The 23822-nt window shown below is 34.5% G+C and carries 25 protein-coding genes; all 25 read right to left on the bottom strand.

Going from position 1 to position 23822, the window contains the following annotated elements; genetic code table 11:
* Positions 1-22 precede the first annotated feature (22 nt).
* Positions 23-535 (bottom strand): adenine phosphoribosyltransferase, encoded by a 513-nt coding sequence (locus GVV10_RS06825; RefSeq protein ID WP_159521003.1) that lies wholly within the window; start codon positions 533-535, stop codon positions 23-25.
* A gap of 35 nt (positions 536-570) precedes the next feature.
* Entirely contained in the window at positions 571-2166 is a 1596-nt protein-coding gene (locus GVV10_RS06820; protein ID WP_159521001.1) for an Ig-like domain-containing protein, read from the bottom strand.
* Positions 2167-2188: 22 nt separating this feature from the next.
* Positions 2189-3721 carry a single-stranded-DNA-specific exonuclease RecJ gene (locus tag GVV10_RS06815; RefSeq protein WP_159520999.1) on the bottom strand — a complete coding sequence of 511 codons (1533 nt, stop codon included), beginning with the start codon at positions 3719-3721 and terminating at the stop codon, positions 2189-2191.
* Entirely contained in the window at positions 3711-5414 is a 1704-nt protein-coding gene (locus GVV10_RS06810; protein ID WP_159520997.1) for a hypothetical protein, read from the bottom strand. The genes GVV10_RS06815 and GVV10_RS06810 overlap by 11 nt, the downstream gene beginning before the upstream one ends.
* 2 nt (positions 5415-5416) lie before the next feature.
* Positions 5417-5692: a hypothetical protein gene (locus tag GVV10_RS06805; protein WP_159520995.1), complete on the bottom strand. Its 276-nt coding sequence runs from the start codon at positions 5690-5692 to the stop codon at positions 5417-5419.
* A 57-nt stretch (positions 5693-5749) separates the two neighbouring features.
* Positions 5750-7000 (bottom strand): UDP-N-acetylmuramoyl-L-alanine--D-glutamate ligase, encoded by a 1251-nt coding sequence (gene murD / locus GVV10_RS06800; RefSeq protein WP_159520993.1) that lies wholly within the window; start codon positions 6998-7000, stop codon positions 5750-5752.
* Positions 6997-7959 (bottom strand): phospho-N-acetylmuramoyl-pentapeptide-transferase, encoded by a 963-nt coding sequence (gene mraY / locus GVV10_RS06795; protein ID WP_159520991.1) that lies wholly within the window; start codon positions 7957-7959, stop codon positions 6997-6999. Before mraY ends, murD begins: the two co-directional genes overlap by 4 nt.
* A gap of 11 nt (positions 7960-7970) precedes the next feature.
* Complete coding sequence (locus GVV10_RS06790) at positions 7971-10130, bottom strand: penicillin-binding protein (RefSeq protein ID WP_236261878.1); 2160 nt, start codon at positions 10128-10130, stop codon at positions 7971-7973.
* A gap of 2 nt (positions 10131-10132) precedes the next feature.
* A complete protein-coding gene (locus GVV10_RS06785) occupies positions 10133-10432 on the bottom strand; it encodes a cell division protein FtsL (protein ID WP_159520990.1) in 300 nt (99 codons plus the stop codon).
* The gene (rsmH, locus tag GVV10_RS06780; protein ID WP_159520989.1) at positions 10433-11344 is read right to left on the bottom strand and encodes a 16S rRNA (cytosine(1402)-N(4))-methyltransferase RsmH; all 912 of its coding nucleotides are present in this window, start codon (positions 11342-11344) and stop codon (positions 10433-10435) included.
* Positions 11345-11773: a division/cell wall cluster transcriptional repressor MraZ gene (gene mraZ, locus GVV10_RS06775; protein WP_159521140.1), complete on the bottom strand. Its 429-nt coding sequence runs from the start codon at positions 11771-11773 to the stop codon at positions 11345-11347.
* A gap of 123 nt (positions 11774-11896) precedes the next feature.
* Positions 11897-12778, bottom strand: a complete 882-nt coding sequence (murB, locus tag GVV10_RS06770; RefSeq protein ID WP_159520988.1) for a UDP-N-acetylmuramate dehydrogenase — start codon at positions 12776-12778, stop codon at positions 11897-11899.
* Between the two features lie 56 nt (positions 12779-12834).
* On the bottom strand, positions 12835-13530 hold the full coding sequence (locus tag GVV10_RS06765; RefSeq protein ID WP_159520987.1) for a CBS domain-containing protein: 696 nt from the start codon (positions 13528-13530) through the stop codon (positions 12835-12837).
* Complete coding sequence (locus GVV10_RS06760; protein ID WP_159520986.1) at positions 13520-14890, bottom strand: LCP family protein; 1371 nt, start codon at positions 14888-14890, stop codon at positions 13520-13522. The genes GVV10_RS06765 and GVV10_RS06760 overlap by 11 nt, the downstream gene beginning before the upstream one ends.
* Positions 14891-14966: 76 nt before the next feature.
* Positions 14967-15113 carry a 50S ribosomal protein L32 gene (rpmF, locus tag GVV10_RS06755; RefSeq protein ID WP_159521138.1) on the bottom strand — a complete coding sequence of 49 codons (147 nt, stop codon included), beginning with the start codon at positions 15111-15113 and terminating at the stop codon, positions 14967-14969.
* A gap of 14 nt (positions 15114-15127) precedes the next feature.
* Positions 15128-15628: a YceD family protein gene (locus tag GVV10_RS06750; protein ID WP_159520985.1), complete on the bottom strand. Its 501-nt coding sequence runs from the start codon at positions 15626-15628 to the stop codon at positions 15128-15130.
* A 270-nt stretch (positions 15629-15898) separates the two neighbouring features.
* Positions 15899-16789, bottom strand: coding sequence for a site-specific tyrosine recombinase/integron integrase (gene xerA / locus GVV10_RS06745; RefSeq protein ID WP_159520984.1), 891 nt, complete (start codon positions 16787-16789; stop codon positions 15899-15901).
* Positions 16758-18047 carry a methylenetetrahydrofolate--tRNA-(uracil(54)-C(5))-methyltransferase (FADH(2)-oxidizing) TrmFO gene (gene trmFO, locus GVV10_RS06740; protein WP_236261877.1) on the bottom strand — a complete coding sequence of 430 codons (1290 nt, stop codon included), beginning with the start codon at positions 18045-18047 and terminating at the stop codon, positions 16758-16760. Before trmFO ends, xerA begins: the two co-directional genes overlap by 32 nt.
* Complete coding sequence (gene topA / locus GVV10_RS06735; protein WP_159520979.1) at positions 18031-20061, bottom strand: type I DNA topoisomerase; 2031 nt, start codon at positions 20059-20061, stop codon at positions 18031-18033. The genes trmFO and topA overlap by 17 nt, the downstream gene beginning before the upstream one ends.
* A 19-nt stretch (positions 20062-20080) precedes the next feature.
* Positions 20081-20809, bottom strand: a complete 729-nt coding sequence (gene dprA / locus GVV10_RS06730; RefSeq protein WP_159520977.1) for a DNA-processing protein DprA — start codon at positions 20807-20809, stop codon at positions 20081-20083.
* A 41-nt stretch (positions 20810-20850) separates the two neighbouring features.
* Positions 20851-21453 (bottom strand): ribonuclease HII, encoded by a 603-nt coding sequence (locus GVV10_RS06725; RefSeq protein WP_236261876.1) that lies wholly within the window; start codon positions 21451-21453, stop codon positions 20851-20853.
* Positions 21450-22256 (bottom strand): ribosome biogenesis GTPase YlqF, encoded by an 807-nt coding sequence (ylqF, locus tag GVV10_RS06720; protein ID WP_236261875.1) that lies wholly within the window; start codon positions 22254-22256, stop codon positions 21450-21452. The genes GVV10_RS06725 and ylqF overlap by 4 nt, the downstream gene beginning before the upstream one ends.
* Before the next feature lie 3 nt (positions 22257-22259).
* Positions 22260-22817, bottom strand: a complete 558-nt coding sequence (lepB, locus tag GVV10_RS06715) for a signal peptidase I (protein ID WP_159520973.1) — start codon at positions 22815-22817, stop codon at positions 22260-22262.
* 46 nt (positions 22818-22863) lie between these two features.
* Positions 22864-23211 carry a 50S ribosomal protein L19 gene (rplS, locus tag GVV10_RS06710; RefSeq protein WP_159520971.1) on the bottom strand — a complete coding sequence of 116 codons (348 nt, stop codon included), beginning with the start codon at positions 23209-23211 and terminating at the stop codon, positions 22864-22866.
* A gap of 116 nt (positions 23212-23327) precedes the next feature.
* Positions 23328-23744 (bottom strand): GNAT family N-acetyltransferase, encoded by a 417-nt coding sequence (locus GVV10_RS06705; RefSeq protein ID WP_159520969.1) that lies wholly within the window; start codon positions 23742-23744, stop codon positions 23328-23330.
* Between the last annotated feature and the right edge of the window lie 78 nt (positions 23745-23822).

Here is a 23822-nt window from a genome sequence, read left to right as displayed (position 1 = left end):
AAAACGAAGAACCCTCTCTTCGTTAGTACTGCATAATTGTAAAGACTTCAATGTCTTTTAGTTTGTCTCTTCCCTTTAAATCGACAAGTTCAATCAAGAAACCACATCCAACAACTTCTCCACCTAACTCCTCAACGAGGGCGACGGATGCTTCAATGGTTCCACCGGTTGCTAAAAGATCATCAATAATCAAAACTTTTTGGCCTGGCTTAATACCATCACGGTGAATATGCAATTCATTTGAACCATATTCCAAGTCATAACGATAGCTGACTGTTTCTCTTGGTAATTTACCTGGTTTTCTAACAGGTACAAAGCCGATCTCCATACTATATGCCACAGGACATCCAAAGATAAATCCTCTTGATTCAGGTCCAACGATTACTTCTGCACCCACTTTACGGGCAAAATCTTCAAATAAATGAGTTGCTTCAGTAAATGCAGGTCCATGTGCCATCAAAGGTGTAATATCTCTAAAAATAATACCTTCTTTAGGAAAATCCTTAATTGATGCAATATATTCTTTTAAGTTCATCTTATCCTCCAAATTATAGTCTTATTATAACACAGTTATTTCTTTTTATAGTGAGCTTTAGTATAGTAGATACCAAATCCTGACAACAAGCTCACAAAAAGAGCAATCGATAATACTTTGATAACCGTTGAGTCATCTGTCTGAGCAATTTTCTTAAACGTTATAAGGTAATCGCTATTTACAATATCAATCTCAAGTAAATCTGCATGATCTATCATAACCTCTTGATGAGTATCAAGGAGCTCTTTTCCCGACATTTCATAAATAAAGTGTAACTGTTTGTAGTGATTCCCCATCATTGCAGCAGGCAACTTCACGGTTGTCTTTGCAGGAAAACCATTCTTGTTTTTAAATTTTAAGTAATATGTTTTTGTTTTTGTTAAAGCGTATAGTTCATCTTTTTCATCGACATTTTCTAAAGAATACTTTAAATCGATGTCACTCGAAATTGAATTTTCAAATGTATAGGTGGCAACGGGTAAATTTGTTGAATTCAACAAATGCACATTAACCTTTTGATTTTTGATCGCCATCATTATTTTTTCATCAATAATCATTTGATCAATCATTTTCATATTGTCGCGATACATTTTATCTTCAAGAAGAATAAATATATCGGTTTTTTCTTTATCTTTCAAAAATTCAATGGTTTCATCCACAGGCAACGATAAGGCAAACTCACCCTCACCATAAATATCCATATCCGGAATATGGTATGTGATTTGCTGCTCATTCACCGATTCTTGTGTTAATTCAACAAGATGAGCACCACTAATGCTTTTCTTAGGCATAACCTTAATATTTAATTCAGCAATGACTTCGTTAATCTGAGCAAATATTTTTGTCGTCCCTACTTTGTTGGCTGTAATAACTTGGTTATCAAGACTCACAATATTAGGATCTTCGATTGAGTACTTTGCCGATTTTTTTGTCGTTGTATCATATGGAACATAGACAAGTGATGGAATCTCTAATGTTTCTCCCACAGCAATTTCTATGTCTGTTGGATTGAATTCTAAACCTTTTAAAGGCACTGTAACATGAACTTCCATCTTAGCGACTACATTTCTTACACTTGCACTAATCGTCGCAGTTCCGATTCCTTGACCATAAACTCGACCATTTTCAACTCGGGCTACTTTAGGATTCGATGATTCCCATATAATTTCATGGGCTTTTATGCCACCATCAAGTTTGTATTCTATATCGAAAGACAAACCCCTAATAAGAAAAAATTCTTTTTTCGCAAACGAAATAGATCCTTTATCTGCCAAGACAGTCACTGATACTTCTTCTTCATATATTTCGCCATTATAATCATAAAGGACTAAAACATTTGTCGAGCCTTCAGAGACTGCACTCATTAAACCAGCATTATCAACCGTAACAACTGCCGTATTTTCACTTTTGTAACGTAGTGCTCCATTTCCTTTAGTTTCTACTTCAAGTGGAACACTTGAAAAAGCTTCAAGTGTATATTTTTTCTTTTTTATCGTTAAATATTTAGGGTCATCAGGTTCATTATTGGCAATGTGATCAGAATCTATATCTTCTGCTATAAGCAAAACAGGACTTAAAAACGATGATATTAAAAGAGCTAATAACGTGATCAACGATGCAATTTTTTTCATCTTACATTCCTCCCCTGTATCACTATCTTACCACAGTGTCGAATAATTCTTCTATATATATTGTAAATTTATTTTGATCTTGTAAATTTAATTTAAAACTAATTGATTTGGATTGTGATATCTCATACTCATTAATTGTCTTCGTAAACAACAAAGCTTCGTCGAGCGTTCCATCGTTAAATAATAACTTATAACCATGACCATTCAATCGTACAAGTTTATATGTCTGAGGTAAATTCATTCTCATCAACGGAATCTTTATTCCCTCGCCAAGAGGCTCATACTGTTTAAGTAGACGAATTAAGTCTCTGGTTAACTCTGTGTAGTCAACCGTAATTCCGTCAAATTCTTGAGTTGTTGGATCTGTTTTTTGAATCATTGAATATAAATCATTTTCAAAATTATCATAATACTCTTTTTTAATTGTCATACCATAAGCAAAATCATGGCCCCCCATGGCAATAAAATAATTTGGATTTAATTGACTAAATAAGGACTCCAATGAGATATTTCCACTTCTCGCACTACCTTTGTACACATCGTCATATTCTCTTAAAACAATACTTGGCTTTCCCGTCTCTTGTGAAATATGATTCGCAATAATCCCTAGCAAACCTTCATGATATGATGTTGAAGAAATAATTTGAATGTCATGTTGATTGATTTTTGTTCGGGCATCTTTTTGATAATGCGCCCCCAATTGTTTACGATAACTGTTTACCTCTAAGACTTGAGCAGCATACGATTTAATTTGTGCTTGAGAATCACTAAGAAAATATGAAACTGCCGTATTTATATTTACTTTGTCAGCCATTCGACCAATTGAGTTAATCTTGGGACTCACTTGAAAGGCTAAAAATTCTGCCGTATATTGAGTGTAACGACTTCGTTTGACTAATGCATCAAATTGAAGAAATTGATTTTTATTCAGAGCATCAACACCTCGTCGAACAATTTCTCTATTTTTTCCCCATAGTGGCATAACATCAGCAACCGTTGCTAATGCACCCAAAGCTTCCATATATTCATTATCTAACGACATGCCCTCTGCCAAAGCAAACATTAATCCACCTGCTGACATGGTACTAAAATAATCATCCTCAATGAGGTCTGGATGAACAAAAACAACATCATTGGGTAAGTCTTGATCCATAAGATGATGGTCAACAACCGCAACATTCATTCCATAAGCAAGCGCCTTATCAATCGCTTCAATCGCTTTAACACCATTATCAACCAGTAAGAGGTCTGTATAGCCTTTTTCATAGGCTAAATCGACTGTTTCCAAGGATAAGCCATACCCCTGGGTTAACCGATTAGGTATATAGAAACCCGCTTCAATCTTTAACTGTTGTGCAAGCAATAAAGCAATGCTTGTCGATGTGACACCATCACAATCATAATCACCACAAACCATCAGGCGGTTTGCGTTCTTCATAAACAATTCAAACCCTTCATGTTTATAAACTTTAATTTTAGGATTAATGATCTCATCTTTTTGTTCGTCCGATAAGTTCCAATACTCAAGTATTTCATTCATTATTTTATGATGCATTTCCAACAACCTTTCGTAACAAACATTTTGCTAAATAAATACTTTCGACACCCATGTGAACAGAAACTAACATAAGTGCTAAAATACCAACCATTTCAACCGCTATATCTGTAGGGATAATAACAAATACAGGAATAGCCATAATTAATAGGATCAAAAAATTAATGCCAGTCATTTTCACTATTTGATGAACATGTCGATCATCCTTAAAGATATTATTATGAATAATTAACACTGTTGAGACTATCATCGGAATTGACCAAGTGACAAAAACTATTTCCAAACTCCACTCTATTTGCAAACCTATAATAAGTGTAACAAATGCCAAGAGACTCATAATCGAAACTGCTGGTTGAATCCAAACTTTTTTTAAATCAAAAAACGTCCAATATAATAGCAAAGATGCTCCCAGGTAGATTAATAGGTTTTTATAAAATGACAAGGTACCCAAAGGGTTCGTTGCTGAACTGGTGTTATAGTATGTAACACTAACAGCCATTTCTTCGCCCACAATTTTACTGATGGATTCTAGATCATTAAAAGGAAGCTTATCGCTAAACTTTATCCATAAATCTTCTTGTTCACTCACTTCATAAGATTTTTGTTGTTGATACAAGCCTTCACGATGCAACAACGCTTGCAATTGTAAATATGTATTCGCATCTGATCGATTTAAAATCATGACGTTCTGATTCGTATAATCTTCACTTTCCAAAGCATCCCATTGAGTCATAAATCCTAATGTTAGCGTTATGATAAGTAAAAGTGAAAGACCAATATTCCCTAACAAATAAATTGTACGACTTTGATTTTTAACATTCACAATTTTGTCATCAACAAAATCCAAGTTATCTTGACGTTGATCTCTTTTTGCACAATAGACAAGTAGAGGCATTGTAACAAAGCGTTGTATTACAACTCTAAGTATGAGTAATGCCGACAATGCCCCCATAAAACCAGCCACAGAGTAGAAACTAAAAGACTCTAATGAAAAGGTAAATTGCGCAACAAATGCGAATAAAAGAGCAATTCCCCCTTGAACATGTAAATATTTTCCTTTTAGAAATTTGTTACTTTTCAAAACATCTTCAAGGTTTTGTCCTTCAAATTCACTGAGAAAGTATTGTTCAAAAAATATAATAATAATCATCGATATTAAGACGGCATACCAAAGCATTTTAGTATAGGGATAACCCATCTTTTGATTAAAGTAAAGTGACCCTATCACTAAACTTATTAATTCTAACGATGATAAATAACCCATCAGTTTAAATCGTCGTGAAAAATAAACCAATAAAACAAGAAAAAAGACTAAAAAATATGTCGCTACAAAACTCTCGTTATTTTTTAGCTTTGTGATGGACCCAAAAGACCCCATAACAATGACCTTTAATTTTGCGTCAATGGTTTCTATTCGGTCCTTATAATCTGATAATTGTTCAACTCCTGAGACCGTGACAAGATAGGTCGAATCTGAAATATTAGTTTTTCTTATTTCTCTGAGATTTTTACTCTCGTGTAATAAAAAATGGTCCAGAATTTGTTCCTGTTCAGTATATACAATGTATCGCGTATCTTTACCAAACCCTATCCCAGTTGTTAAAAGAGAACTCGTATGCAACGTAAAAACACCTACCAAAAGGCTTAAGATTATTAAAATAGATGTTAAATAATAATCATGTGTTTTATTCATCCTTAATCCTCGTTCTTCATTAACATTTTAAAATCTTGTAGCGTTTGACCATAGGCTTCTTTTTGTGAGCGGATTGCTAATACTCTTACGATTTCATCATCTGTTGTATTAAACACCAAATCAACTCGGTCACTTAAACGGCTACTAATCTTTCTTATTCTATATAAATCATCAAAAACCTTTTCTAAATCTTCTACAGTTAAACCTTCAAGACCTCGTCTTTTTAACTGTTTTAATCGTAAACTCAGTACCAATTGACTCTGTTGATCATCCCACATATTACCACTCCAAACTCTATCTATATTTTACATTATTTCACCAAAATAAAAAACTCTTTACAGAGCTTTTATATATTGTTTAAATATCATACCACGTTCTTCGAAATTCTTAAACTGGTCATAACTAGCACATGCTGGTGAAAGCACGACTACTTCATTTTCTTTTGCCATTTTATAGGCTTCTTCACTGGCCTCTAACATCGTTTCAAATATTTTAGCATTAGGGAAAACTTCTTTTAATAAATGTGCACTTTCTCCATAAACATACACACCCGCCAAACCTTCTTTATATCTCCCTAATAATTCAAATGAAATCTTCTTATCAAAACCACCTGCAATTAAATGAATCTTTTCATCAAATGATTTCAAACATACCTCTGTTGATTCAGGATTGGTTGCTTTAGAATCATTATAGAAACGAACACCGTTGATTTCTCTTATATACTCTAAACGATGTTCAACACCTTTAAATTCATGCAAAACGTCTTGAATTTGTGCCGGAGTTACACCCGCCAAATAGGCAATACTTGCTGCAAACATCGCATTCATTAGATTATGTTTACCAGGTAGTTTTAAATCACCAATTTGAAATAATTCTTCGTGTTTAAAATAAACACTTTTACCTTTTTTGTAGATATCCGCAGGTCCAACAAGTGATAAAGAAATATATTCAGTAGTGGTGTTTATCCGCTCCATTATATTTTTATCATCGACATTGATAATGCAATGCTTACTTTTTTGTAGCATTGATAATTTGGCACTATAGTAATCTTCAACTGATTCATAGCGATCAAGATGGTCAGGACTTAGATTCATGAGCGCATAAATATCAAACTGTGTTTCTCTTAGTCCATCCATTTGAAAGGCTGATATCTCAAGCGCTACCTTTCTTTGAGTATTACCATGGTCATAAACTGCTTGACTCAAAGCATAGCCTATATTTCCCGTAGCAAGCGCTCCTTGATCAATTTGCTTCAACATCTCATGGAGCAAATGGGTTGTTGTTGTTTTACCATTTGTTCCGGAAACTGCATATAATTTATATGCATCAGCATTCAAATAGGCCACTTCTACTTCATTGATTGCCTGGTCAAACCCTGGTACACCTGGTGCTTTAATAATACAATCATACGCTTGTATATCAATCAAAGAAAATGAAGCAATTTCAACATTAATTCCAATAGCTTCCAGTTCACTCATTTCTGGGAAACTTTGCTCATTGTATAAAGTAACTTCATCACTGCCTAAAGACAAAAGACGAGCAGCACCCACACCACTTCGTCCAGCTCCGATTAATACGGTCTTCATGAGATTGCACTCAATCCAAAGCCAATCAGCATAAAGGTCAAACCAAGAGCATAAAAGAACAATACAACATCTTTTTCTTTCCAACCACTTAATGTAAAGCTATAGTGAATTGGTGTATATTTAAATATTCTTTTACCGCGTGTTTTCCATGATATTTTTTGCATAATAACCGTAATTGTTTCAAAAACAAAGACTCCACCAATAACCGCTAATAAAAGTTCTTTATTTAAGACAATAGCAATCATCGCAAGCAATGCTCCTAAAGGCAACGAACCAACATCACCCATGAATATTTTTGCAGGTTTTTTATTAAAAACAAGGAAAGAAAGCAATGCACCCATCACTGACAAAACAAACACAAATAAAGCAGTCATTTGAGCAATTTTTGCGAAATATGCAAATGGAATTAAAGCAATCAACATAGTTCCTGTTGCCAAACCATCCATTCCATCGGTTAAATTAACGGCATTAGACGTGCCGGTCATGATGAAGAACACTAATAAAGGATAAGCCCATTTCAAATCAATACCATTTTCCATAAACGGCACCGCTAAAATATTTTTACCACCATTTAATTGATAAAAGAAATAAAAGACAACAGCAAGCACTAATTGATACAAGAATTTTTTTGATGCTTTCAATCCGTCGTTTTTTCCTTCTTTGATAATCTTATAATCATCTATAAGACCAATCATGGCATACAAGACAAAGATTACCATAATTAAAAGTGTCATCGGTTCTGGTTGAAATAATAACATCACAAGCGAAACTAATACAGGGATTACAACAAAGAGAACACCACCAAATGTTACGGTCGGTTTCTTATTTTTGTATTCATCCAATGCATATTCACTTGGTTTTTGTGAAACATTATTTTTTTGTAAAAAATCAATAAATCTGGGATACAACAACAAACCTAATACAAACGATATCCCAAGCCCCAGTAGTCCTATTAACATAATTCTTCTCCTTATTTTAGTTTAACTTTAATTAAATCTTTTTTATTAATACTTTTTCCTTTAGGAATTGATTGTTCTTGTACATAACCAGAACCTTCAATTTCAACGTTAACACCGACAAGATTTGAAAATGCATTCACTTCTTTTCGTGACCAACCCTTCATGTTTGGTACGGTTAACGTGCTTGAATTAGTATACAACATGACCAACTCATTTGACAAGATTTGGCTGTTAACTTTTGGATATTGATCAATGACTGTTTTACCATCACCCAATACAACAGTCTTATATCCTTTACTCTCAAGCGACTTTCTTACACTTGCGACATCTTGATTAATCAATTGTGGTAATTTTGACACTTTTGTCGCTTCGACAACAGTTTCTTCATACTCATCTTTTAAACCATAGGTTGAAACAACTTTTCGCACCACATCATTCACATGTCGTGCAGAATAATTTATATCATGACCATAATTTGCGGTATAGGCATAATAAAGAATATATTCTGGTTCATTATATGGAAAGGCTAAGGCACTTGAGAATATATATTGTCTTGCTGAATATTTTCCATCAATAACCATTTGCGCCGTTCCAGTCTTACCAATTACTTCAATTTCATCAATATCAAACCGAGTTGCCGATCCTTTGCTGACAACTGTTCGCATCATATCTCGAACTTGTAGTGCCGTGCTTTCTTTAAAGGGTTTACCGATTGCTGTCGTTTTACCTTTATAGATGACTTCTTTTGTATCATGATTTATAATTTCATCGACAAAATACGGTTTTACCATTGTTCCATCCGTAACAAGTGATGAATACGCCTGTAACATTTGTAACATTGTGACAGTGGATCCTTGCCCAAAGCCATTTGTAATTTTTTCTAATGAGTAATTCCATAAGTCATACCCTTCATTCTCTGGTATTTTATCTGTATCGACAAATTCAAAAAATCCTAATTTATACAAATAATCATGAAATACTTCAGGATCTAATTTTTTTGTTAAAAGTTCACCTATCATAACGTTTGATGACATATCATAACCATAATCATATGAAATATAACCATAATCAATATTCATCGCATTGGTAATTGTAGCAATACTATTTTTTTCACTAGGTAAACGAACAGGAACTCCATTTTTATCACCCACATAAAACGGACCAGAATCAAAGGTTTCTTTTCCATTATAAACGCCTTCTTCAATTGCTGCTGCGACCGTAAATGTTTTCATGGTCGATCCTGGTTCATAGGTAAATTGTGATCCTTTATTTTCATAGGACTTAATATCTAATTTATTCGGATCAAAGTTAGGATAGTCTGACCAAGCCACAATTTTGCCTGTTTTAGCTTCCATGACTGCGCCCCATAACTCTTTCGCCTTAACCCCTTCATCATTGGCAATCCGTTTCAAAGCATCTTCCAATGACTCTTGAATGGTTCGATCCAGTGTTAATTTTACATCTGCTCCATTTTTTGCCTTTTTTTCAATCACTTCAACTTGCGGTAAGATGTACCCATCTTTATCTTGTTGGTAGGTCTTGTGACCATTTTCACCTTTCAAATACTTCTCATAATTTAACTCAATGCCAAAGCGACCTGTTAGATTTCCTAACTCATCATCAAATAAAGAAATACCGATCAAGCTTGAGGCAAAGTTTTTATTTGGGTAGTGTCGCGTTAGCACAGGAATAAATCCTAAGCCTGGCAAGTTATGTGATTCAATCTTTTCTTTTTGTTCTAACGATATTTTTTTACCCGCTAAACCAAATTCAACTTGCGATTTATCTTTCTGATTTAAAATAGCTAATATTTCCTTGGGGTCTTCTTTAATCACATCTGAAATAACTTGAGCGGTCTTTTCTTTGTCAACAACATAAGCAGGCTCTTTTGAACTGTTTAAACGATTTTCATCAATGATAGCATATAACGTATACGCATTTTTATTGGTCGCAATAATATTATCATTTTGATCAACAATGTTTCCCCGTTCCGCCACAATTGTTTCATCAACAACATGAATCCCTTCAATAATTTCTTTAATATTGGTTTTAGAATTCACATGATACCCCAACACAGAAACAATAAAAACATTGGCACCCACTACAATAAAGAGGAGTGCCATAACTACACTTATTAACAATACTTTAAAATTTGAACTTCTACGCTTCATAACTAATCACCTTGTTTTATTGTCACCGTGTTATTGTTTGTTTCCAAGCCTGCATCATGTGCTATCGAAACAACACGACTATAAGCTCGCAACTCTTGTATATCTCCAAGTAAAACTTCATTCTCAACTGTAATAGCTGTAATTTCTTTTTCAACATCCTGAATTTGACGTGTAATTCTTGTATTCTCTGTTCGGATGAAAACCTGAGTAAATAGGAAAAGCAATACACTAATCATAACCATCGAATATATCATTCCATTAATTGATAATTTCTTTTTCTTTTTAACAATTCTTTTTGCCATTTACCTCACCCTTTCCAAGACTCTTAAAATCGCACTATGTGAGCGATTATTTTCTTTGAGTTCTTCCTTACTTGCTTTTTTCCCCTTTACAATTACCTTGTAATTCAGTTCTTCTTCAATTGCGACAGGAATTCTAGGATTTACCTTTGCAGGTTTACCTACCTTATTAAATGCCTTCTTAACTAAACGATCCTCTAAGGAATGGAATGTTAAAACAACTACTCGCCCACCAACCTTAATACTGTTAATAGCTTGTTCAATTGCATCTTCCACTTCTCCTAATTCATTATTCACTTCAATACGAATTGCTTGGAATGTTTGTTTTGCAGGATGTCCTTTTTTCATTTCTTTAAATGGATAAGCACGCTTAACTGCCTCAACGAGATCAAAGGTCGTCTCCAAAGGCCTTGCCAAACAAATTTGTCTAGCAATCCCTTTTGCAAAGCGTTCTTCACCATAATCTTTCAATATTCTCTCAAGATCACTTTCCGAATACGTATTCACAACTTCATACGCCGATAATTTTTGTCGCTGATCCATCCTCATATCGAGACGTTCATCAAATCGATAACTAAACCCGCGACTTGGATCATCAAACTGTGGTGATGATACCCCTAAATCAAAAATAATTCCATCAACTTCAGAAATTTTTTTTTCTGCCAATACTTCTTCAATCTGTGTATAGCTCCCCCTAACAGATTCAAATAAATTTCCATAGGGCTTTAACCGTTCATGTGTTCGTTTTAATGCATCAGCATCTTTATCAAAACCAATAACATGACCCGTTGTTAATCGTTTCAAAATTTGTTCTGTATGCCCGCCCGCTCCAAGCGTAGCATCAATATAAACTCCATCTTCTTTTATATTTAAACTCTCAATTGTTTCATTGAGCATGACTGAATAATGTTTCATTTAAAAATACTCCGTCAAGGATTCGGCGATGTCTTCGAAGTTTTCACTTGCTAGAGCGTAGTAATTATCCCATCGACCTTTATCCCATATCTCAACATGATCGCTAACTCCCACGATCACACAATCTTTTTCGAGTTTAGCTTCCTCACTCAAGTGACTTGGTATTCTTATACGTCCTTGTGCATCAAGGTCACATTCTGCTGCTTTTGAAGTAATCATGTGTACATACATCCTCGCTTCACGTTTAGTTGTTGGCAATTTTTTAAGTTTTTCATAAACATCTTGCCATTGTTCTTCAGTATAAATTGCTAAACAGCCATCTAAACCTTTCGTAACAATCATTGTATCCCCTAATTCCTCTCGAAATTTAGCTGGAACAATAATGCGTCCTTTTGTATCAATTTTGTGTTGATATTCGCCCATGAACATAAGAATCACCCACTTTCTACCACTTTGCGCCACTTTGTACCACTATTGTATCATAATCTTATTGTTTTTGTTGTGAAACTATCTCTTACAAGCATAAAAAAAGCTTGGCGTAAGCCAAGCTCCTTAAACAACTCTCCATTCAAGTTCTAATTCCACATCAAATTCATCTTTAACACGACGCTTACACTCTGCAATAACATCATGCATATCTTGAACTGTTGCGTTCCCTTTATTAACAATAAATCCAGGATGTTTTGTAGAAACCATAGCATCCCCGATTGTGAATCCTCTTAATTCAACTGTATCAAACATTTTCCAAACATATAAACTTTCTCCGTTTTTATCTTTAGGGCGTTTAAATACACTTCCTGCATTTGCATAATTACGAGGTTGTTTAACATATCGTTCGTGACGGTAATATAACATTTTGTCTAAAGACTCATTATAATCGCCTGCCATCATTTTTAATCCAGCACGTAAAACGTAGACAGGTAAGTTATTTAAATGCGAATAACGATAGGCAAAGAATTCTTCATCTGGATATATCGTTTCAACTTCATCTTTTTCATAATTGTAAACTTCAATCCAATTGACATATTGTCCAATGGTGTATTGCCATTGTCCAGCGTTCATAATTAATGCTCCACCAATTGTGCCTGGAATATCTTCACAAAATTCCAAACCACCCACAGATTGTTCACAAGCAAACCATGCTAAACGATTCAATCGAGCACCTGCTTCTAAAACAATTTCCTGATCGATAATTGTAATATTACTCAACAATACATTGATAATAAATACAGTGTTATCATCATAGTAATCTTTAGAGAAAAGCATGTTAGAACCATTACCAATCAAAACGATTTCTTTATCTTTATAATCTCGCAGTGCTTCTACAAGACCTTCAATTGTATTAGGTAAAACGACCGTATGTGCAATAACATCAAGTCTTAATGTGTTATATCTTCTGAGTGATGCATCATGCATCGTGAAATAATTTGCCATATGTACTCCTTTTTATAAAATGATCTTCCTTAGATAATATACAGTGTTGCTGAAAATTATTCAAGCAGTTCAAAAATTTTCGGTAAATCAGCAGGCGTTAAGACAGCCAGTGCTTTTTGATTCATAAATCCATTTTTTGTCACAATAACCCCTACAATTCCACGACCTTTTTCGTACAAATCAAAATACGTTTCCACTATTTCTCGTAAAGGACTCTGTAAGGACACAAAGAGCACTCTATTTTTTTTATCTTGGTAAGCCAATAATTCTTTGACTGTTAAATCAAAATTTCCCATTGCAAAAGCCTTTTGGTAAAGTTTAGAATAAACAATCCCAATATAGCGTCCTTTATCGTAAATAGGAACCATTGAGTAATTATGTTTTTCTTGAATTTTAGCTAGGTCTATCGCTTTCATATCTGGATGAGACGTGTAAACTTTGCTCAGAGTTACATCAGCTAATGTTGCTGGTTGAGTTAGTTCTTTAAGAATTTTTTCAATATTCTCTACGACCTCACTATGAGGTTCTGCAATTGCATAATTTTCACCACTTCGATTATGAACAATCGCATTTCTAAGTTGTGCATATTCGAGCAAATCAAAGGAGTGGTGTTTCACAATTGCATTTTTTGTCGATAACACCTGAACCATTTGACTAAACCCGAAGGGTGGATTGTTTAATTGTTTTTTTAGGACTTGTTCAATTGCTACAAAAGCATGAATAAATCGTCTTGAGTTCAATTTATTGTCCATCAACATTCATCACTTCCTCTATGCTTGTCATTATTTCATCACGACTTTTTTTATCTGGAATATAAACATAATATTTATAGCGTTTATCCTGGCTGTAGGTATGCTTCATCGCACCCACACCCTTCAAATCTAAATCACGAACATTCCATTCATTCTGATTGGATATTTGATTTGAAATAATTTTCGAAATATCTTGATCACTAAGATTTGTATCTAAGACATTCCGTAATAATGGTAAGTGCGAAGGCAATGAGTAAACATTGTTTTCACTCAACATTTTGTTCATGATTGCTTCCAATAAGTATTGATGATTTAACCCTCGATCAATATCTCCACGGTCTAATTGAGTACGAGCACGCGCAAATTCCAAGGCTTCTTGACCATTAATATGATTTTCTCCTTGGATAAATACCGTTCCTTTATCAGTTGTAAATTCATTGGGTGAAAAAACATTGACACCCCCTACCGCGTCAACTAAATTAACTAAACCTGTGAAGTTAATTCTAGCATAATAATTAAACTCAAGCCCAAAATAGTTTTCCAATGTCTTCATTGAACATCCAACACCATATAAGCCTGCATGCGTTAATTTATCTAAACTATTATTCTCACAGCCTAAATTTAAATAGGTATCTCGAGGAATTGTAACCACTAAAACTTCATGTTTTTTGGGATTGACTGCTAAAACTAAGTTCATGTCACTACGAGATCGTGTCACCACATCACCAAATACATCAATACCACTTAAGTAAACAAGGAAAGGGTCATCAAGTACATCAATTTTTTGGGGCTGTACAGAGGAACCAACTTTCACAGAATAACGATTCACTTGTCGCAATTCTAATCCATCTAAATTAGGATTAGCAATTGCTTCAGGGACTAAATTAGAATTCAATAAAAAAGCTTGAATTTTATTCTCTTTTAAATCAACCGCTAAATCATCGACACTTTCATAATTCATAAATTTAATATTTGGCGAAAAACTTGCTAAAAGTTCCTCATGATGACTGGCTCTAACACCATAAAACCCAATATTCTTAATTTCATCATCCAACTCAGCAACTGCCAGTAAATCATAATCAACAAGTTCAAAGGTATGAGCTTGTGATAGTTTATTTAATTCGTACTGTGATCCAACAAAATAAAAAGAAACAATGATCAACGATAGCCCTGTTAAAAAACGCCAAAAACTATGTTTTGTAATAATCAGTATCGCCATCGCAACCATCGTTAAAATTGATAAAATAATGAGTTTAAAACGAAACGGGATATATTCAATTGTAAATAAGGACAAAATAAGTGCAACAAAACCAATAAATAAAGCGAATAAAGATATTGAATAGGTATGGTTTTTTTTCATGATTTTACCTCACTTTCACAATGTATTCCCATAAATTCACATAAAAAAATCTTGGTTTCCCAAGACTAATTTATAATTACTTAACTTCGTCTCGATTCGCACGATGTGGAACCTTCCACTCTCCAGTTTGTGGATCTTTTGATAAAGTTACTTTTGGTAATTTGTAATGTGTACGACGTTTGTTTTTTCTTGATTTCGATGTGCGTCTTTTTGGAACTGCCATCATCTCACCTCCAATTAATCAATTTCAATCTCTTTTAATTTTGCAAGTCTCGGATCAATTTCTTTACTTTTTTCTTCCAAATAATCCTCTTCGCTCATAACTACCCAACCATCACCGCTTGGATATTCAGTTAATTCTGGATCAACTAACTTCAATGGAATATCAGCCAAGATTGCTGCAAGTATGTAAGGATCTAAGTCAAGCTCTTCTTCCTCAACATAAATGCTATCTTCATCTTCTTCCAGTTCATCGAAAGCAAATACTTCCTGAACACGAACTGAGAAAGGATGTGATAACGGTTTAAGTGTAATTGCACACGGAACTATCATCTCACCATCAATATACATATTAACGGTTAAACGACCAGCATCGTGATCGTAATAAGCATCGCCACTTGCATGAATATCTTTTAAATCATTGCATCGCGGATGTTCTTCAAGTTCGATCATCAAGGCTTCATCGATTTCAATTCGGGAAGCATTCGATTGATCAAGCTCTGTGCGTAAAAATTTCATAATCTCACCTTGCTTTTTAATGCTCTTTAATTATAGAGAAAAGAGTTGCGAATGTCAAACAATTCTACTTGTTTATGCAAAAAGAAAAAAGCCTATTATTATGTGGCTTTTTTCAAATTATTTATAAGGGGAAAGAATATCTGCATAATAACTTTTATTTATTCACAAGGGGATATGAATATAGGAGAAGAGGTTATTATCCAGTGTAAGAGATATCTCTTACATGACTATAATACCTAAATAATGTGTGGAGAGTTTGCGCTTCCAATGTTAAATTATGTGATTGATTGTTTTATCATATATTTCTTTAAGTTTTTCTTGACTCACATGCGTATAAATTTGTGTTGTACTTAAGGACTCATGACCTAACAATGATTGAACCACCCTTAAATTAGCCCCTTGATCCAGTAAGTGTGTTGCGAAGCTATGCCTTAACATATGAGGATGCACCCGCTGTTTTAAGCCTGCTATCTTTGCTTGTTTCGCCAAGGCATATTGGAAACCACGTGGTGATAAAGGTTTACCATTTGCATTAACAAAAACAAAATCATGAGATTCTTGCTTCATTAATAACGGTCTAAGTTCACTTAAATACTCGCTAATTTTTAGAGAAAGTGAAGGATAATAAAATGCAAGTCGTTCTTTGCTTCCTTTACCTTCAACTAAAATAACGCGTTCTTTTTGTTGAATATCTTTTAATTGAAGGCCAACACATTCACTGACCCGAAGACCAGAGGCATACATTAATTCAAACATGAGACGATTTCTTTTTCCCAATACACTGTCATCACAACTTAACAACAAATTATTTAATTCTTGTTTTGTCAAAAATCTCGGTAATTTTTGGCTGGGACTTTGAACTTTAATTTGATTAAATGGATTCATCGTTGCACCGTAATTCATCTGCATAAATTTAAAAAAACTTCTAAGTGCAGAAACTTTTCTTGCAATGGTTGTGGGTGCTAATTCCATTTTGTATAATGCATTGAGGTATTCAAAGGCATTACTTTGATCTATGTTGAGAAGATCCTCACCTTCAAAAAATTCTAAATATTGATTGATATCACTTCGATAAGCATCTTCAGTATGAACTGATCCAGTATTTGTAACTGTTTGTTGGTTGATAAACTCATTTAAATATTGTTTGTTTAAATCGTTCAACTTCCTCTAAGCTCCTTTGAGCCATCTCTTCTTTTTCTTTTAAACGATTCCCAACAATCCCAAAATTAATATTCATAGGTTGGAAACGTTCAGGGTTTGCCGTCGCTACATATTGAGCTAAAGCACCCATCATTGTTTGATTCGATAGAGATTCCATGCTCTCACCTTGCATATATTGATGAATATTTAACGCTGCATATAGTCCCGATGACGCCGATTCAACATACCCTTCAACCCCACTCACTTGTCCTGCAAAAAATATGTGTTTGTGTTCTTTACTTTGAAAGTGTTTATTGAGGATGAGTGGCGATTTGATATAAGTATTACGATGCATAACACCATAACGAACAATTTCAACATCTTCTAAGCCTGGGATCATTTGAATAATTCTTTTTTGATCTCCCCATTTTAAGCGCGTTTGAAATCCAACAAGATTATACAGTGATGCCGCAGCATCATCTTGTCGTAATTGAACGACTGCAAATGGTTTGGATCCATCTGGTTGTTCCAAACCAACTGGTTTCATTGGTCCAAACAACATGGTCTTAAACCCTCGTGATGCCATCTCTTCAATTGGCATACACGCTTCAAATACTTTAACATCTTCAAATTCCCTCATTGGAGCTTGTTCAGCAAGCAACAATTCTTTATGAAAATTCATAAATTCTGATTTTGTCATGGGACAGTTAATGTAATCAGCTCCATCACCTTTATCATAACGAGACTTTTTATAAGCAATATCAAAATTTATTTTGTCTACTGACACAATTGGAGCTACAGCATCATAAAAATATAAATCATCTTGACCAAAAAACGTTTGCAAATAATGTGAAAACGTTTCCGATGTGAGGGGCCCTGTCGCAACCAATGTCACTTTGTCATCAAACTCTGTAAATTCTTGATCAACGACCGTTATATTAGGATGTGATTTTAAAACATCACTTACAGCCTGACTAAACCCTTCACGATCAACCGCTAAAGCACTTCCCGCTGGTAATTGATGCTTATCTCCCATTTGCATAATCAAACTATCAAACAAACGCATCTCAGCCTTAAGAATCCCTACAGCATTGGACAAACTATCTGACCTAAAGGAGTTAGAACAGACCAACTCCGCAAATTTCTCACTAGTGTGAGCAGGGGTCATCTTAGTTGGACGCATTTCAACTAACTCAACCTCATACCCTAACTGGGCTAACTGATAACTTGCTTCACTCCCTGCAAGCCCACCCCCAACAACTCTAACTTTTTTCTTCATCCTTTGTCTCTTCCTTTGTCTCTTTTTCTTTTTTCTTTTTTTCATTCGGTTGGATATAACGGCATTTAGGGAAACCTGAGCACCCAACAAAATATGTTCCATAACGACTCTTACGCTTCACTAAATCAGAACCACATTCTGGACATTGTTCACCAGTCTTAACAGGTTCCTCTTTCTTATTTTCCTCCAATGCACGATTATATCGACATTTTGGAAACTCATTACATGCAATAAACTTACCATATCGACCATATCGATAGACAAGTTCACCACCACATTCCGGACATTCCTCACCAACTTTTTCAACTTCGAGTTTTTCCATTTTCTCATCTGCTTCTTCAAGTAATGGATAAAATTTGTCAACAAAATCCTGAAGCGCTTTAATGTTATCTTTATTCCCTTCTGATATTTCGTCTAATTCTTCTTCCATTTTTGCTGTGTAATCAACATTAATAATACTTGAGAAATGCTCATCAAGTTTTTCACTTGTTAAAACACCTTGTTCAGTAGGTTTAAACACTTTAGTTCTTGATGTTTCAGATACTGCACCAAATGTTGCGTATGCTCGGTAAACAATCGTATCCAAAATCATTGAGTAGGTACTTGGACGACCTATCCCCTGTTCTTCTAATTCTTTAATTAAGCGCGCTTCTGTATAACGTGCTGGTGGTTGTGTAAAGTGTTGATTTGCTTCAATATTGCGTGCACTATATGCCTTTGCTTCGTCAATTTCACCAATCAACTTATCACTTGATTTTTCATAATCATAAACTTTCATATAACCATCAAAAGTTAAAACAGATCCACTACCATTAAAATCATAATCATTTTGCGAGAACACAACACTGACCGCATCAAAGACAGCTGGAGCCATCAATGAGGCCACCGCACGATAATAAACAAAACGATATAATTTATATTCATCTGCCGTTAAATATTTTTTAACTGAATCTGGTGTTCGTTTAATACTTGTTGGACGAATTGCCTCGTGGGCATCTTGCGCATTATCATCTTTTTTACCTGCACGATATGTTCCAACATATTCTTTACCATATTCCGCTTTAATATGACCTAACGCTTCTTCAACAAACACATTGGATAAACGAGTCGAATCAGTACGCATATAAGTAATGAGTCCCTCTGCTTCGCCTCCCATCTCAATCCCTTCATAAAGTTTTTGTGCAACACGCATTGTTTTTCTTGAAGCAAAACCTAAACGTGTCGACGCTTCTTGTTGTAAGGTCGATGTAATAAATGGAAGTTTCGATGCTTTTTTACGCTTTTTCTTTTCCAATTTAGAGATTGTAAATTCATTTTGACATGCATCAAGTACTTTTTGAGCATCATCTTTATTCTTCATTTCTAATTTTTTATTTTTATATCGCTCGGCACTTGTTTCAATAATATGCCCTTCGTTTTCAAAGAAAGCAATGACTGACCAGTATTCCTCAGGAATAAATGCATTAATCTCTTTTTCTCGATCCACAACCAATTTTAATGCAACTGATTGAACTCGTCCTGCACTTTTTGAACGAATTTTAGATTGTAAAAGCTTCGACAACTTAAATCCAATAATACGGTCTAGTATTCGACGTGTTTCTTGAGAACGCACAAGATCCATATCAATTTGTCTTGGTTCCTCAAACGCTTTTAAGACTGCATCTTTTGTAATCTCATTAAAAATAACTCTATTTTTTTGATCAAGATCAAGTTCCAATTCACTGGCTAAATGCCAAGAAATTGCTTCTCCTTCACGGTCCGGGTCAGTTGCTAAATAAACAAAATCAGCATCTTTTGCTTTTTTCTTTAATTCTTTAACAACATCTTTCTTATCTTTACTAATTTTATAACTGGCTTTAAATTCATCTTCAAAGTCAACACCCAAGCCATCTTTTCCTTTTGTAGCTAAGTCCCTAATATGTCCTTTTGAGGATACTACTTCAAAATCTTCACCCAAATAACGTTCAATTGTTTTAGATTTTGATGGAGACTCAACGATAACTAAATTTTTCATATAAAAAACCACTCCTTATCTATATAGTGTAGAATTCATTTTCTTTTGTCAATACGCTCGCCCCTTCTTGAATGAGTTGGTTGCACGCTTTTCCTTGAACTTCATTGACATTATGAGGCAAACAATAGACCTGGCGATTGAGTTCTAGAGCAATGTTCGCTGTATGCATTGTACCACTTTTTTCCGTTCCTGCCATAATTAGTATTTTTTTTGATAGTGCAGCAATCACACGATTCCTAACTGGAAAGTGATGTTTTTTTGCTTTTGTCTGAGGTGGATACTCTGTTAGAACTAATTGTTTCCTGCATAAATACTTTTGAATTGTTTGATGTTCTTTCGGATAATAAATATCCAGTCCATTAGCTATTACAGCGATGGTTCCTGTATCTTTGCTTTCTAAATGAGCAATGCAATCAATGCCATATGCCAAACCAGAAACAATACAATATCTTTCTTTCAAAGACTTGACTAATATCTTTGTCTCTTCAATTGCATACTGATTTGGGCGTCGACTTCCCACAACACTGACACACTCATTTTTCAAAAGTTCTAAATTGCCTGAATAAAATAGAACAATTGGGGGATCATATAAATCTAGAAGTTGTTTGGGATAATCTTTATCAATAATTGTGACAAACTCATAATCACAACTAAATTCTTTAACAGTTGCTTTTCGCTTGAGTGCATTAAGCATTTCTTTTTGATTCCCTTCATAATGAAACGCTAAGTTTTTTAAATAATTTCTCACCTTATCACCCACTTGGAAATTAGCATAAAAAAAGACAAGTCCTAAATATCTAACGATATTTGGTGCTCATCTTTAAATCGAAAACTCGTTCGGTGAATTGGACAACGTCCAAACTTTATAATAGCTTCTTTATGCTGCTTTGTACCATACCCTTTATGCTTTGCAAAACCATATGCAGGATACTTTCGATCATACTCAACCATCAATTGATCACGTGTTGTTTTAGCAATAATACTGGCTGCAGCAACAGAGATTGATTTTTGATCAGCTTTCACAACTGATTGTACGTCTTTTTCACTTAACTGAAAAGGCATAGCATCTGTAACGACAACTTTGGCTATGCTTTTTTTCGCTATCGCAATCATGGCATCCTTGGTTGCTTGGTAGATGTTTTTTTCATCAATTGTTTCAACATCAACAACAATAAGTTCTACATTGAGTGCATCATTATAGATAACATCCACTAAGTCTTGTCTTTTGCGTTCACTTAGCTTTTTAGAATCATTGATTTCAGGGTTAAGATAACCTTGAGGGAAAACCACACCACAAACAACACAAGGCCCCGCCATTGGGCCTCGTCCTGCTTCATCAATACCAACTAGCAATTCATTGTTTTCCCAAGCAATCGATTCAAATTCAATCATAAACGATCCCATGTGATTAAACCATATTTCCCATTTTGAATATCTTGTAAAAATAAGCGTTGAACATGTTCCATTTCAATGTCTCCACCACTTGATAAAAGACCCTTATCAGAAGCAATTTGATTAAAGAAAACATGACTTTCCACATCTCCAAAACGATTGTGCAAGGTATCATAGGCATAATTCACAACTTGCTCCAAATTATACCCTGTATGCTTAACTGAGCCAATCAATGCACAATGTAAGCCCATTTCCTTGCTTTCAAATTTAGGCCATAAAACACCTGGCGTATCAACAAGTTCTAGATTTTGATTGATTTGAATTAATTTCAAAGCTTGGGTGACACCAGGTCGATTTTCAACACTTGCAACCTTTTTACTCGCAAGTTGATTAATAATTGTTGATTTCCCAACATTGGGTACACCAACAATCAACGCACGATCTTTCCTACGTTTCATACCACGCTTTTTTTCTCGTTCACGTTTTGGTATAAGACATTCCTCAATTTTAGGAACTAAAACTTTTTTTAAATTATCTTGTAATGAATCAACTAAAACAACAATGTTACCTTCCGCTTCCAGTTGATTCATCCATTGCTTACTTTGATTGGGTTCAGCCAAATCTTTTTTAGTCAAAATGATTAATCGAGGCTTATCCCCTAATTTACGATCCAATACAGGATTTCTCGTCGATAAAGGTGCACGAGCATCACGACATTCTATGACACAATCTACTTGTTTCAGCTGTGCTTCAATCAAACGCAAAGCTTTGGCCATATGACCAGGAAACCATTGTACAGTCATTATTTACCCAACCTTTCTAAGTCGATTTAAGGGTAAAAAGACAAAAACAGACTTGCTTTTAATCGTTGACCTTTCAAAAAATCCATAATTCCGTGAATCAATAGAATTTGGTCGATTGTCTCCTAAAAGAAAATAGTGATCCTCTGGAACTGTAATTGGTTCGAGATCTTGCATAAATTCACGATCTGCATTGGTGTATTGCGAACGATAATCTGTATTTAAAAATGGTTCATCGACTGCTTTTCCATTAATATAGAGTTGTTCATCTCTATATTCAACTTCATCACCTGGCAAACCAATCACTCGTTTAACGATATATTTATTTTGATCTTGTAGATAAACAACAACAACATCAAATCGTTTGATTGAACCCAAACTATTTGCCAAAATATTCGAAACGCCTATTTCTTTGTCATTCAACGACGGATACATTGATAAACCTTCAACCTTTACAGGCCGAATAACAAATTGTGTTAAAAGAATTACAAAAACTAAACTAATTATCATGCTTTGGATAAACTCTTTTAACACCTTTAGAAAACGATCATCTGTTTTATTCATATTACCCTCCTATTCTATAAAGAAAAAGCCGTATAAAATACGGCTCTTAGCGACGTTCTGCAATTCTTGCTGACTTACCTGAACGTTTACGTATATAGAATAGTTTACTACGACGTACTTTTCCATGACGTATTACTGTAATTTTATCAATAATTGGTGAATGAACAGGGAATGTTCTTTCAACGCCAATTCCTGATGACATTTTACGAACTGTAAATGTTTCAGCAATTCCTTTACCGCTCTTTTGAATAACAAGACCTTCAAATGCTTGAACTCTTGTTTTTCCACCTTCACGAATGAAGACATCAACACGAACTGTTGATCCAGGACGGAATTCAGGAATATCACTACGTAATTGAGATTTTGTTACCTCATCGATTAAATTTAATCCCATGACAAACTTCCTTTCTTTCAAACAAGTTCATACTCCAAGGCAGCGGAACTCGAGTGCTATAAGCAATATATAATTTAACATAATTTGGATACAATTGCAAGAACATTTTATCATCTTTACTTCTCAAAATTATAATGAACAAACCCCTTAGCATGAACTTCATCAAGACTTTTTAGACCTAAGGATGTATAAAACTGATGAGTTTTTTGTTCATCGTCAGTTAGCAAGACAATTTGTCGAATTGTGGATGCATATCTATTCATCATAATTTTAAATAACCGGCTCCCAATTCCTTGACGTTGATATTTGGGATTCACCAAAATATCTTGGACATAAATAATTGAGACACCATCACCAACGACACGAATTAGTCCCGTTAACTCTTGATCAATCCAACACGCACACCACCATAACGAACCTTCCAACATCTTTTCCATTTTAACGCGATGATTTGTATAGCCTGACCACTGAACAGATTGATATAAATGTTCTAATTTTTCTAATTCTATCATTTCATTTTCTTTGAATTTCATTATTTTCTCCTTTACTTTTACTTTGTTGTTTTAATAAAGAAGAAATCTAAATATAGTAAGAACATACTGTTCCCCTAC

Source organism: Erysipelothrix urinaevulpis, from assembly GCF_009828835.1.
GTDB classification, from domain to species: domain Bacteria; phylum Bacillota_I; class Bacilli_A; order Erysipelotrichales; family Erysipelotrichaceae; genus Erysipelothrix; species Erysipelothrix urinaevulpis.
Note: the sequence above shows the minus strand (reverse complement) of the source record. Positions and strands in the feature narration are given on the sequence as shown.

Coding starts and splice junctions, on each gene's coding strand:
- GVV10_RS06825 (WP_159521003.1), bottom strand. CDS start 535: ATGAACTTAAAAGAATATATTGCATCAATTAAGGATTTTCCTAAAGAA.
- GVV10_RS06820 (WP_159521001.1), bottom strand. CDS start 2,166: ATGAAAAAAATTGCATCGTTGATCACGTTATTAGCTCTTTTAATATCA.
- GVV10_RS06815 (WP_159520999.1), bottom strand. CDS start 3,721: ATGCATCATAAAATAATGAATGAAATACTTGAGTATTGGAACTTATCG.
- GVV10_RS06810 (WP_159520997.1), bottom strand. CDS start 5,414: ATGAATAAAACACATGATTATTATTTAACATCTATTTTAATAATCTTA.
- GVV10_RS06805 (WP_159520995.1), bottom strand. CDS start 5,692: ATGTGGGATGATCAACAGAGTCAATTGGTACTGAGTTTACGATTAAAA.
- murD (WP_159520993.1), bottom strand. CDS start 7,000: ATGAAGACCGTATTAATCGGAGCTGGACGAAGTGGTGTGGGTGCTGCT.
- mraY (WP_159520991.1), bottom strand. CDS start 7,959: ATGTTAATAGGACTACTGGGGCTTGGGATATCGTTTGTATTAGGTTTG.
- GVV10_RS06790 (WP_236261878.1), bottom strand. CDS start 10,130: ATGAAGCGTAGAAGTTCAAATTTTAAAGTATTGTTAATAAGTGTAGTT.
- GVV10_RS06785 (WP_159520990.1), bottom strand. CDS start 10,432: ATGGCAAAAAGAATTGTTAAAAAGAAAAAGAAATTATCAATTAATGGA.
- rsmH (WP_159520989.1), bottom strand. CDS start 11,344: ATGAAACATTATTCAGTCATGCTCAATGAAACAATTGAGAGTTTAAAT.
- mraZ (WP_159521140.1), bottom strand. CDS start 11,773: ATGTTCATGGGCGAATATCAACACAAAATTGATACAAAAGGACGCATT.
- murB (WP_159520988.1), bottom strand. CDS start 12,778: ATGGCAAATTATTTCACGATGCATGATGCATCACTCAGAAGATATAAC.
- GVV10_RS06765 (WP_159520987.1), bottom strand. CDS start 13,530: ATGGACAATAAATTGAACTCAAGACGATTTATTCATGCTTTTGTAGCA.
- GVV10_RS06760 (WP_159520986.1), bottom strand. CDS start 14,890: ATGAAAAAAAACCATACCTATTCAATATCTTTATTCGCTTTATTTATT.
- rpmF (WP_159521138.1), bottom strand. CDS start 15,113: ATGGCAGTTCCAAAAAGACGCACATCGAAATCAAGAAAAAACAAACGT.
- GVV10_RS06750 (WP_159520985.1), bottom strand. CDS start 15,628: ATGAAATTTTTACGCACAGAGCTTGATCAATCGAATGCTTCCCGAATT.
- trmFO (WP_236261877.1), bottom strand. CDS start 18,047: ATGAAGAAAAAAGTTAGAGTTGTTGGGGGTGGGCTTGCAGGGAGTGAA.
- topA (WP_159520979.1), bottom strand. CDS start 20,061: ATGAAAAATTTAGTTATCGTTGAGTCTCCATCAAAATCTAAAACAATT.
- GVV10_RS06725 (WP_236261876.1), bottom strand. CDS start 21,453: ATGATTGAATTTGAATCGATTGCTTGGGAAAACAATGAATTGCTAGTT.
- ylqF (WP_236261875.1), bottom strand. CDS start 22,256: ATGACTGTACAATGGTTTCCTGGTCATATGGCCAAAGCTTTGCGTTTG.
- lepB (WP_159520973.1), bottom strand. CDS start 22,817: ATGAATAAAACAGATGATCGTTTTCTAAAGGTGTTAAAAGAGTTTATC.
- rplS (WP_159520971.1), bottom strand. CDS start 23,211: ATGGGATTAAATTTAATCGATGAGGTAACAAAATCTCAATTACGTAGT.
- GVV10_RS06705 (WP_159520969.1), bottom strand. CDS start 23,744: ATGAAATTCAAAGAAAATGAAATGATAGAATTAGAAAAATTAGAACAT.